Source organism: Frankia nepalensis, from assembly GCF_016786325.1.
GTDB lineage: Bacteria > Actinomycetota > Actinomycetes > Frankiales > Frankiaceae > Pseudofrankia > Pseudofrankia nepalensis.
This window is the reverse complement of record NZ_JADWYU010000050.1, coordinates 1-10,650: the sequence shown is the minus strand read 5'-3', so window position 1 is coordinate 10,650 and position 10,650 is coordinate 1. Positions and strand designations below refer to the sequence as shown.

Annotated in this window: 9 protein-coding genes; 2 read left to right on the top strand and 7 right to left on the bottom strand. The window is 68.7% G+C overall.

Annotation, left to right across the window (positions count from 1 at the left end):
• Window positions 1-70: 70 nt before the first annotated feature.
• Both I6A81_RS02330 and I6A81_RS02325 read right to left on the bottom strand, forming a co-directional pair.
• Window positions 71-703, bottom strand: coding sequence for a hypothetical protein (locus tag I6A81_RS02330; RefSeq protein ID WP_203007089.1), 633 nt, complete (start codon window positions 701-703; stop codon window positions 71-73).
• A 25-nt stretch (window positions 704-728) separates the two neighbouring features.
• Window positions 729-1,103, bottom strand: coding sequence for an antibiotic biosynthesis monooxygenase family protein (locus I6A81_RS02325; protein WP_203007090.1), 375 nt, complete (start codon window positions 1,101-1,103; stop codon window positions 729-731).
• 159 nt (window positions 1,104-1,262) lie between these two features.
• Here I6A81_RS02325 and I6A81_RS02320 point away from each other — a divergent pair, with 159 nt between their 5' ends.
• Window positions 1,263-3,512, top strand: coding sequence for a WD40 repeat domain-containing serine/threonine protein kinase (locus tag I6A81_RS02320; RefSeq protein ID WP_238430829.1), 2,250 nt, complete (start codon window positions 1,263-1,265; stop codon window positions 3,510-3,512).
• Between the two features lie 54 nt (window positions 3,513-3,566).
• Here the strand turns inward: I6A81_RS02320 and I6A81_RS02315 are convergent, their stop codons facing one another.
• From I6A81_RS02315 to I6A81_RS02300, 4 genes are all read right to left on the bottom strand, one after another.
• On the bottom strand, window positions 3,567-4,067 hold the full coding sequence (locus tag I6A81_RS02315; RefSeq protein WP_203007091.1) for a GNAT family N-acetyltransferase: 501 nt from the start codon (window positions 4,065-4,067) through the stop codon (window positions 3,567-3,569).
• Window positions 4,068-4,216: 149 nt separating this feature from the next.
• Window positions 4,217-4,417, bottom strand: coding sequence for a hypothetical protein (locus tag I6A81_RS02310; protein ID WP_203007092.1), 201 nt, complete (start codon window positions 4,415-4,417; stop codon window positions 4,217-4,219).
• A gap of 148 nt (window positions 4,418-4,565) precedes the next feature.
• On the bottom strand, window positions 4,566-5,660 hold the full coding sequence (locus I6A81_RS02305) for a hypothetical protein (protein WP_238430830.1): 1,095 nt from the start codon (window positions 5,658-5,660) through the stop codon (window positions 4,566-4,568).
• Window positions 5,661-5,919: 259 nt separating this feature from the next.
• Window positions 5,920-7,185 (bottom strand): DNA sulfur modification protein DndB, encoded by a 1,266-nt coding sequence (locus tag I6A81_RS02300; protein ID WP_203007097.1) that lies wholly within the window; start codon window positions 7,183-7,185, stop codon window positions 5,920-5,922.
• A gap of 522 nt (window positions 7,186-7,707) precedes the next feature.
• Between I6A81_RS02300 and I6A81_RS02295 the strand changes: the two genes are divergently transcribed.
• Window positions 7,708-8,586 carry a DNA adenine methylase gene (locus tag I6A81_RS02295; RefSeq protein ID WP_203007093.1) on the top strand — a complete coding sequence of 293 codons (879 nt, stop codon included), beginning with the start codon at window positions 7,708-7,710 and terminating at the stop codon, window positions 8,584-8,586.
• A 32-nt stretch (window positions 8,587-8,618) separates the two neighbouring features.
• Here I6A81_RS02295 and I6A81_RS02290 read toward each other — a convergent pair whose 3' ends face one another.
• Window positions 8,619-10,238, bottom strand: a complete 1,620-nt coding sequence (locus I6A81_RS02290; protein ID WP_238430832.1) for a hypothetical protein — start codon at window positions 10,236-10,238, stop codon at window positions 8,619-8,621.
• Between the last annotated feature and the right edge of the window lie 412 nt (window positions 10,239-10,650).

The following is a 10,650-nucleotide window of genomic DNA, read 5'->3' as shown; positions in this document are numbered from 1 at the left end:
TCGGAGACAGTGCTCACCCGCTGGCGGCTACCGGCACCGAGCCTGCCCTACGCCGACCCGGTAGCTCCCATTAGTCGGGGGGTGAGGGCGGCGGGGTGGCACCCGGGCCGGGCGGGGGGACCACCCACGGGACACCCGGCGTGCGCGGTGGCTGGCCGCCGGTGCCACCGGCCTCGGGCGGCGGCTGGGGCTGCGGCATCGGCTGGGGCTGGGGCTGGGGATATCCGGGGTAGCCGGGATGCTGGTAACCCGGGTGCTGGGGATGGCCCGGGTAGCCGCCAGGGCCGTAGCCGGGGTGGGCGTAGCCCGGGTGCTGGCCGCCGGCGTGGTGGGGCGTGGGAGCGGTACCCGGGGTCTTCCCGCCGGTCAGGCGGAGGCGGTCGAACAGTTCGGGGAAGCGGCGACGCAGGAGCCGGTTCAGCCCCCAGGCCATGGCCAGCGACGCGATCATGCCGAGGAAGGGGCCCGCCTTGTGGTGGCGCCCGCCGCCGTCCTGGGACGACCCGACGACGAGCAGGTAGATCGTCATGATCGCGATGAAGACGTAGCCGCTGACGAAGAAATGGAAGAACCGCAGCCGTAGGCGGGCGACGGTGTCTCGCAGGAAGACCGCCGGCAGGATCCAGATGCCGAAGCCGAACACCACGGCGGTCAGCGGCGAAAAGATCAAAAAGCCGAAGAAGTCGGAGAAGAACTCGCCCATCGGGACCCCCGCCCGTCAGTCGACGTCAGGCGATTCCGGTGGTCACATCCACGGGCGGCAGAGGCAAGGTCGCCGAGGTCTCGACGCTGGCGACGTGCTCCACGGTCGGCGTGTCCGCGAAGAACGGTCCGATCGCCGCTCGCCAGCGGAGAAAGCCTTCGGAACCGCGGAACCCCTCCGTGTGTGCCTCGAGGGTGTCCCACTCGACGATCAGCAAGAACGAGCTTGGTGACTCCACCCCGCGACTCATCCGGATCGATCGGCACCCGGGCGAGGTCGCGATCTCGTGCCGCACCGTGTGGTACGCAGCGATGAAGTCACTCTCCGTACTTGGTTTCACGTTAAACTTCGCGATCTCCGTGACGGGGGTGCCGCCCGTGACGGGCCCGGATGCGCTCATGCCGCCCAGTCTGGCACCACCTCACCCCGAACCCGCCCTCTGGCCAGATATCGACGCGGTCATGCCGAGCTGACGCGATCCACCAGCGGCCAGGGACAAATCGACGGTCAGACCGAATATCCTCTGATCCTGGGATCCCAGGACGACAGGGGCGTCGGCATGGTGGAACCGCTCGACGAGGACGACCCGGTTCAGCTCGGTCCCTACGTCCTGCTGGGACGTCTCGGCCAGGGCGGGATGGGGACTGTCTTCCTCGGTCGCCGAGCCGCCGCCGACGAGCCGGATTCGGACGCGGGCGGGCCGCTCGTCGCGGTCAAGATGATCCGCCCGGACCTGGCGCGTGAACCCGAGTTCCGGGAACGGTTCCTGCGGGAGGCGACCGCCGCCCGCAGGGTGGCCCGGTTCTGCACCGCCGAGGTGCTCGATGTCGAGGTCGAGTCCCGCCGTCCCTACCTGGTCACCGAGTACATCGACGGCCGTACGCTCGCCGCGGCCGTACGCGAGGACGGCCCACTGCCGAGCGCCGAGGTGGAGCGCCTGGCGGTCGCGGTCGCCTCGGCGCTGACCGCGATCCACGCCGCGGGCCTGGTCCACCGGGACCTCAAGCCCGGCAACATCATGCTGTCGCCCTCCGGAGCCCGTGTCATCGACTTCGGGATCGCCCGGGCGCTGGACGCGGCGACGACGTTCACCCACACCACCATCGGCACCCCCGCCTTCATGGCGCCGGAGCAGGCCGTCGGCGGCACGGTGGCACCTCCGGCCGACATCTACGCCTGGGGCGGGGTCGTGCTCTACGCGGCCACCGGCCGGCTGCCGCACGGCGAGGGGCCAGGCCCGGTGGTGCTCTACCGCGCGGTCAACGAGCAACCCGACCTGACGGGCCTCGACCCGGGCCTGCGCCAGCTGGTCGCCCAGGCGATGGCGAAGGACCCGGCCAGCCGGCCGACGGCCCGGGACCTGCTCCTGCGCCTGGTCGGCGCGAGCCACGTGGACGAGCCGGCGCGGCCGGAGCCGGGCCCGGCCGCTGGGGCCGCCCACCATGCCGGCGGCGACACCGTGAACGGCGACACCGCCGACGGCGGTCGCGACACCAGTGACGAGCTCGGCGCGGGCGAGGCAACGACGGCCGACCCGACCGAGCCCCGCGGGTCCGCCACGACCACCGACCCGCCGACCAGAGCGGCGACCACCTTCGTTCCGTCCCGCCCGCGGGCCGACCGGGCCGGCGACGGCCTCGCCCAGACCGCGGCCGGGCCAGCCGCCATGCCAGCCGACGCGCGCCAGCCGACGCGGCGCCGGCTGGCCCGGCGGTTCGTCGGCCTGCGCGGTGGCCTCGTCGGCGAGAACATCGTGGCCGTGGCCCCGTTCGGGGAGCCGCTGGCCGGCCACACCGGCGACGTGCTGTCGGTCGCGTTCGCGCCGGATGGCGCGACGCTCGCGACCACGAGCGCGGATGGCGCCGTCCGGCTGTGGAGCGTGGGGGACGCGGGCGCCGTTGCGTTCGGCGCGCCCCTGCGCGGCCATGAGGGGCGGGTGCTCGCCGCCGCGTTCTCTCCCGATGGACGGGTACTGGCGACCGGCGGCGGCGATCACACCGCCCGACTGTGGCGGCTCGGGGCCATGACCTCCCAGATCGCCGACCTCCCAGATCCGCTCCGCCGATCCAGCGGGAACCCTGCCGCCGGTCCGGCGGGGACCCCGGGCGGCCACCGTGAGCTGGGCGTGGCCTTCGGCCACACCGACCAGGTGACGGCGGTGGCGTTCGGCCCGGCGGGGCGGCTGCTGGCGAGCGCCAGCCTGGACGGGACGGCCCGGCTGTGGGAGGTCGACCGCGCGGCCACCGGCCCGGCGGCCGTCCATCCGGTCGGCCGCCCGCTCACCGGCCACCAGGGCAAGGTGCTCGCCGCCGCGTTCTCCCCGGGAGGCGAACTGCTGGCGACCGCCGGCACGGATCACACCGTGCTGCTCTGGGACCTGTCGTCCTCGGTTCCCCGGACGGTCGGCCGGCCGCTGGCGGACCGCGGCTGGCACGCGCGGTCGATCGCGTTCTTCCCGGATGGTCGCCTGCTCGCGGTCGGCGCCGGATTCGGGACCGTCGTCCTCTGGGACATCACCGATCCCGCGCGCCCGTATGTCCGGACGCGGATGACCAACCCGCGCTACGGCCAGGTCCACCGGATCGCCGTCAGCGCCGACGGTCACACGCTCGCCGTCGCCGCCAGCGGCGTCGCCGGCGTCGGCGGAGCCACGCAGCTCTGGAACGTCGAGGACCTGGCCCGCCCTGACGACCTGGGCCAGCTCCCGGCGGGCCCCGCGGGCCCGGTCAGGGCCCTGGACTTCTCCCCGGCCGCCGACCTCCTGGCGACCGCCGGCGACGCCACCGTCCGTCTCTGGCAACCAGGCTGACCGCGCGGCGTGCCGGTCGCGGTCGCCGGTCACGGTCGCCTGGCGCCTCGTCTGTCAGCTCACGCGGCCCGGCCTGTCCAGGCCGTAGACCGTGACCGGGTGGCCGAACAGGATGTCCGCGCGGCGGGGGGCGAAGCCCAGCCGTTCGGCCACCCGCCTGGAGGGCGCGTTGGCGGGCCGGATCATCGCCGTGAAGTAGTCCGCCTCCAGGTTCTGGAATCCCCAGTCGACGCATGCCCGGGCGGCCTCGGTCGCGTAGCCGCGCCCCCAGTGGTCGGCCCTGAGGACCCAGGCGATCTCGATCTCGCCGAACCGCTCCCAGTACTGGGGCCCGGCCCGGCCGATGAACTCGCCCGTCGCCTTCAGCTCGACGGCGAGGAGCCCGTGCCCACGCGCGGCCCACTGGCTCTCGACGACCGCCAGTCGGGCCAGGGCCTCCGTCCGGGAGAACGGCTCCATGAACCTGTTCACTCGTTCATCGGCATGGAGCTCGACAAACGCGTCGATGTCGGCGGTCCCCAGCGGCCGGAGCACCAGCCGAGCCGTCTCGAGCACGAGGTGTAGGTTCCCATCTCTGATGACGTGAGGACCGCCGCTCTACCAGCGCCTTCACCCATATCTCACCGACCTGGCGTAGATCGGGTTCTCACCGATCTGTCGCTTCCCCCAGGAGGACCCCGACCGCCCTACGCCCTGAGAAGAGATCAGCTTGAGGCTGCCGGCCGCGAGCCGATCGAGGCGAGACGGGCTTCGAGTTCGTCGTCTGACATGTACTCGTGCTGGCAACCGCCGGCCTCGGCGGCCAGTGACTCGGCGAGGGCCGCGGCGATGTCGGGACGCCACGAGTCATCGACCGGCACGTCCTCGAAGCCCGGTGGGATGTATTCGGCCGGCCTTTCCGACATGCCCAACCTCCGCTACGTCGCCGTCAACGTCACCGAGTATGACGTGGGCAGTGCGCACCAGCCCCAGACCGCTCCGACCGTCCGACGCTCGCCGGCGTGGCCGAGGCGACCATCCTCGGAGAGGGCGCGGATCAAGGTTGTGACATCGTCAGCGGGTTCCGAGACGGTCGGTGAGCTCGATCGTCGCGAGGTACCACCAGAAGATCCAGTCGAGGAACTCGACACTGTAGTCGCGCTTCTGCTGCTCGCTCTGGTGGCGGATGCCGAACTTGTTGGCGACCATGAAGAGGTCGTCCTCGTCCTTGCTCAGCAGCTCTGCCTTGATCAGTTTTCTCCGTTCCTCAAGCACACCGCTGAGGACGATGACTGCCGATCTCTTGTCGTGCTCAGTCGCCTGCCGGGCGCGGTACAGCACGATGGCATGACGTACGCGGTCCCCGATGGTGTCGTCCCGTTGCGCCATGGCGCGCAGCAGGTCGCTCCGAGCCGGATCAGTCGCGGCGACGAGCCGTCCGACGTCCTCGCCCTCGTCGGCGAGCCGGAGGCCGAGATCGCTCCCTTCCAGCAGGATGTTCACCTGCCACCGGTACAGGACCCGCCCCGCTTCGAGGGAGAAGTCGCTGTGGTGCCAGCCGCACCCCGCGTAGCTGTGCATCCAGCGCGCTCGCGGACGCGCGACGAGGTCGTGGAGCACCTCAACGACGTCGCAGAACACGTCGAGGTCCTCTGCGAGACGTTTCGGCACGAGCGGCCACAGGCCTGGTACTCCAAGCGCCCGCTCAAGGAGTTGGGCGGGGTCAACGACAGCCGGATCGTCGACGCAGTCCTTGTCGAAGGCCTTCTCGAAGTACCCGCGGGTCACGAGCCGGCCGACTAGGTCGGCGAACTGCCTCGCGGTGGCTTGCAGCCCGGCCGGTCCCGCACCACGGCCTACATGGCGCTCGGACCAGTAGGGGCGGCGTTGTACGACAGCCTCCCGAAGGCTGGCCGCGCCGTTCATGAGTTGGCGCAGGAACACTTGTCCGCCGGTGAGTACGGGGTTTGTCGGATTCCGCCCCGATGCCAATTGAAATTGGAAGTCGTCGCGAGGCGCTGGTCCCATGAACGCGTCCTCAAGGAGGAACTCGCAGCGGTCGTTCCAGTCTTGACGGGTCCGGCCGTTCAACAGCGCGGCTGCCTCGCTCACGAACAGCCGCCGTGGCCATGCCAACTCGTAGTCGGCCCCTTGGTAGGTGACGCTCATTCTCGGGTCCTGGTCTGAGGTTCCGGATGTGCGGTATGGGTGTTCAACGTTCTGGAGCACGGAGGGTCACTGCGCAGTAGAACGCGCCTCAGGCCATCGCCGCGTCGACGACGGGGCGGTGATCAGCTGCGCTGCGGCAGGATCACCGCCAATCAACCTCTGGTTGAGTCCCGGCCCCGCATGGACCGGGACTCAACCGGTGCCGATGATCGTCTAAAGCCGAAGCACCGCGAACACTCTGCCGGTCTCGGCGTGCTAGCTAGAGGGCTGCCGGCGCCTTCTTGTACCAGCCGGTGATGACGCTGACCAAGTGCACGATGTTCTGCGTCCGCATGATCGGGGCAGACGCCTTCGACTCGAAGTCGTCGCCCGCGTCGGTCGTGCGCCAGATGCTGGTATCGCTGACGGGGGCGGCCATGTGCGGGTCCAAGCGCTTGAAGAACTCGGTGATGTCGTCGAGTTCCACCGGGGTCTCGCCTGTCCGCAACTGGTGGAACACACCTCCGAGGACTCGCAGCATGCCCACCGAGCCGAGGAGTGAAGTCCGACGCAGTTCTTGGGCCAGTGTCAACTCGTTCGGATTCCGCTCGGTATCCGGGTCCTCCTCGGTGATGGCGGCGAGGTCTGCGAACGCGTTCGAGATGACGTCGAGGAAGTCCTTCACCTGCTCGATCACCTCGCCGTCGGTCAGCGTCTGCTCCGCCTTCTTGCTAATCCGACCGCCCGCGCCAGCGACGACGGCCCGAGTGATGTCGGCGACGTGCTTGGCTCCCAGCAGGTTGGGGTTCTTCGGGGTCATGCGGTCCTGCTCGGCGTCGACCCGGTTCTTGAGCAACGGGTGGTCGATCACATCGGACAACGTACGGTTGGCGACCTTGTAGTTGTCGAAGCGGGCGCGGACCGCGCTGCTGATGCCCTTGGCATTGTCGGCGACGTCGACGAACATCTGCTGCGCCTTGATCGGGTCCGGTTCGACGTACACGTCGAGGCCGACGTACTCGGTCTTCAGCCTCCCCATCTGCGCGACCAGCTTCTCCCGCTCGGCCTGGAGCTTGGCCGCCTTCTCTGGGCTCACCTTGCGAGCCATCTCCCGATCTACGGCCGCGATGGCGTCGGTGATGCGCTGCTTTTCGATCGCGACGCCGAGGATCCGGTGCTGGCCATCGATGGTGCGCAGCGACGAGATGCCGCCGATCGCCCACGGGACCGTGAGGTAGCCGACCATCCCCTGCTCGTCGAGCTTCTCGAACACGCACCCGCCGCTGTCACGCGCGAGCAGCGCGGGGGCGACCCAGTCTTCCTTGGTGTCCAAGTACTCGCCGAAGTGCTTGGCGTGCAGCCGGTCGACCTTCCGATTGTCCTTGTCGACGGCATTCGGGTCCGGCACCGGCAAGATCGTCGGAAGGTCGAGGAGGGGGACCCGCGTGGTGTAGACCGCCCGCCCGCCCTGGTTGGTCCTGATCGCCAGGTAGGTGCTGGAGTCCTGCGGCTTGGACAACCGCAGGGGGTTGACACTGATCGTCATTTTACCTCCTGCTGGGACGGTCCAGTCTCTTGCCTGGCCGCTTATGTTCCAACCGTACCAGTCAGGCGGCAAAGTCGGCAACTAAGAACTTAAATTGCCTCATTGGCGTCACATCCGGCTCGCCAACTGCCTGTCGACCCTGCCGTGACGAGCCAGGCGGCGTCGAAGTCCTCACGGCTACGCCCCGTCTGAACCGCGGCGCCGGGCTCGTCCCGACCCGTACACCCGTCGACGCAGAACGCCGTCTCGGTGACGTCGGCCCGTTCCGCCCGTGTTGATCTGTAACGGATATAATCGTTACGTGGTAGAGGTCGAGGCCCTGTCGGATGCCGATCTGGCGCGACACAGCAGGCTCCTGCGCCATGAGCGGTTGCGTCGCGCTGGTAGTACGCACGACTGTGCGCAGTGCGGGATCGAGTTCCTGGCCCGCGCGGGTGCGCGGTACTGCTCGGGCAACTGCCGGGTGGCCGCGCATCGAGCACGCGCCCGCATGTCCAGCGCTAGTACTTCGAGAGGTGGGCGATGACGACGCCGGCGCCGTTGACGGTCCGGGCCGTGGGCAGAACCGCCGCGGCCAGCCCGCTGCGGTACCCGGGAGGCAAGGCGGCGTTGGCTGGCTTCTTCGGCGAGCTCATCGCCGGCCTTGGGATCGAGTCCGCGAGATACGTCGAGCCGTACGCGGGCGGCGCGGGGGCGGGGATCGAGCTGCTCCGGCGGGACCTGGTGCAGGAGCTGGTCATCAACGACATCGATCCCGCGGTCTACTGCTTCTGGCTCGCGGTCGTCGGGCAGCCGCAGCAGTTCGCCGCCCTGGTCGTCGACACGCCGCTGGACGTCGAGGAGTGGCGACGACAGAAACAGATCTACCGGGCGGCCGACGAGTCGGACCCGCTCAGACTGGGGTTCGCGTTCTTCTATCTCAACCGGACGAACAGGTCCGGGATCCTGAACGCCGGCCCGATCGGCGGCGTCAACCAGAACGGCAACTACAAGATCGACGCGCGGTTCAACCGCGACCAGCTCGCCGAGCGGGTGGCCGCGATCGGGGCGCTCGCCTCACGGATCACCGTGCTCAGCCTCGACGGCATGGCGATCGTCGACCGCTACGTCGACGACGCTTCTGCGTTCATCTACATCGACCCGCCCTATGTTGACATGGGCGGCAGCCTCTACCTGAACGCCTTCACTCACCGGGACCACGCCGAACTCGCCCAAAGCCTCGACCGGCACCCGGACGGGCACTGGATCGTGACCTACGACCCGTCGGACTTCATCCGACAGCTCTACCAGCGGCACGACGTGCGGGAGTACCAGCTCAGCTACAGCGCCCACCGAACCGGCAAGGCGCACGAGTTGCTCATCGCCTCCCGCTCCGTCTCCCGCCTCCTCGCGGCAGGCTGAGTCGGATACGCCCTGCCAGTCGGTGGGTGCCGCTACTTCCCGACGATCTCGACCAAGATCGGCTTGATCTTGTCCCAGGCCTCGTGGACATCCTTCGCGTCGAAGACGATGTCCGGCTCGTGGTTACTCGCGTTCAGGGAGACGGCGGTTCCAACGTACTTCGTCGCTGTCGTGCTGCCACCATGCTTGATCATGTTGATCAAGTTTCTCATCCGAGCGTCGTTCTGATAGGCCGCAGCAAGCTCATCGATGCAGTCCTTGAGCATCCTGGGCTTCTTCGACGGCTGGGCAGGCGTCGTCTGTGCTGCTGTCGCCTGGGCGCTCGCCGCGAAGTAGTCCTTGATCGAGCACTCCAGCACCGTGCGGAGAAGGTCGTGGGCAGCGTTCGGGAACTCCTTCACGCTCAAGCTCCGCAGCTCCTCGAACCGGCGCCGCAGGCCAGCCGACGAACCCTTGTAGACAAAGCCGTCCATGTTCAACTTAGTGTGCGTGTCGCCGCGGTTGGGCCCGCGCGCCCCCGGCTGCGACCCCGGCGCGGCTCCGGATCCACCGGTCCCGCCCGTACTTCCAGTAGCTCCGCCGACGGTGGTGGCGGAACCGGCGCCCCGCCCATCGCCCGAGGCCGCAGCGCCACCTGACGAAGTACCAGGGACAGGATGACCGCTGGCTCCCGGAGCCGTGCCAGATACCGGGGAGCCTCCCGCTCCAGGTTGGCCGGATGGCGCCCCTCCGCCCCCAGCCGTGCTACCGGCGTTCGGGCCGCTCGTCGGTGTCGCGCCGCCCTTAGCGCCGATCACGATCAGTCGCAACTCCTCGGCAAAGTTGGTGTGCGCGTCGTACTTGGCGATGAGTTCGTGAGAGCGAGTATCGAGCGTCCTAGCCCGGAACCGCCTGAGAAGGTAGATCAGAGCCTGGGTCTGGCCTTCGCTCATCTGCTTGGAGGCCAATAGGCCATCCTTGTCGAACGCCAGGCCGAGCGCCTCCTGGATCTTAGGGCGTTCGTAGGCGTACTCCAGGGAAGTGATCTTCAACTGGCCGTTCATGACCCACCGCGCAAGATCGGGGTCGTCGAAGCGGAGGCCGCGGACGACGTCACGAATCTCGCCCATGCGGATGTAGCTCGTGATCGTCGAGCCCTGTTCATCCGGGTAGCGGGCCCGCAGGGCATCAACGGTCATGCCCTGGGCCAACTGGGCGTGGTAGAAGATCGCCTTCTGCTCGCGGATCCACTCCTTCTTCGGGTTGCGTGTGTGCAGCCGCGCCAACAGGGGTTGGGCGGCCTCTCGCGAGGGGACGATCATCACCCTGATCTCGGTCGGAGTGTCAGCGTCCCGATGGCGGCTGATGTGACGCTCGATCTTCGGCGCGGCCATTCCAAGGAGCGAGGGCCGATGGATAGCCTTCAGCGCAGCGACTCGACGGTTGCCCTCGAGCACGACGCACCGGCCACCTTCGTCGACGACAACCGGAAGCTCGTTGTCGATGTAGCCATCACGAAGGATGCTACGCGCCAGTTCCAGCAGACCAGCGGCCTCGACGAGGTAGTTGATGATCGCAGCCTCGTCCAGATCCCCGCCAGGAATTCGGACGTTGCGCAGATCGAGATCAAGGTCGTCGAGCGCCCGCTCCTCGATCGGCCATTGGCCGGCCATGCATTCTCCCCCGTTCATCGCTGCGATCCGCAGCGGCTACGTTTGTGTTACCGGAGGTGATCGCCCTCGACAAGCGAATAAAGCTGCTCGCCAACGGCTCGGCGGCCCAGGACCGCGAGTTGAAGGGAGTCACCGGTAGCAGACTGGGAGCGATCATACTGCGCCATATCCGTAGTCGGGTTGCGCCAACTGGGCGGTGTGCGGGACCGTCGCCCGGTGGCCCTGCCCGTCCGGTGTACAGCCGGCCCAGGGGTCGCGGAGCTTGTCGCCGACCTGGCGCCGGCAGGTGTGAAGTAGTTCGTCGAGGAGGTTCTTGCCTGCCGCGGTGAGGTGGGTGTCAAGCGCCGGGTTTGGTGGAGGCTGAGTTGTTACGCGCCGGCGGGCTGCCGGGCGTCGTGGCTGTCGGTCTGGT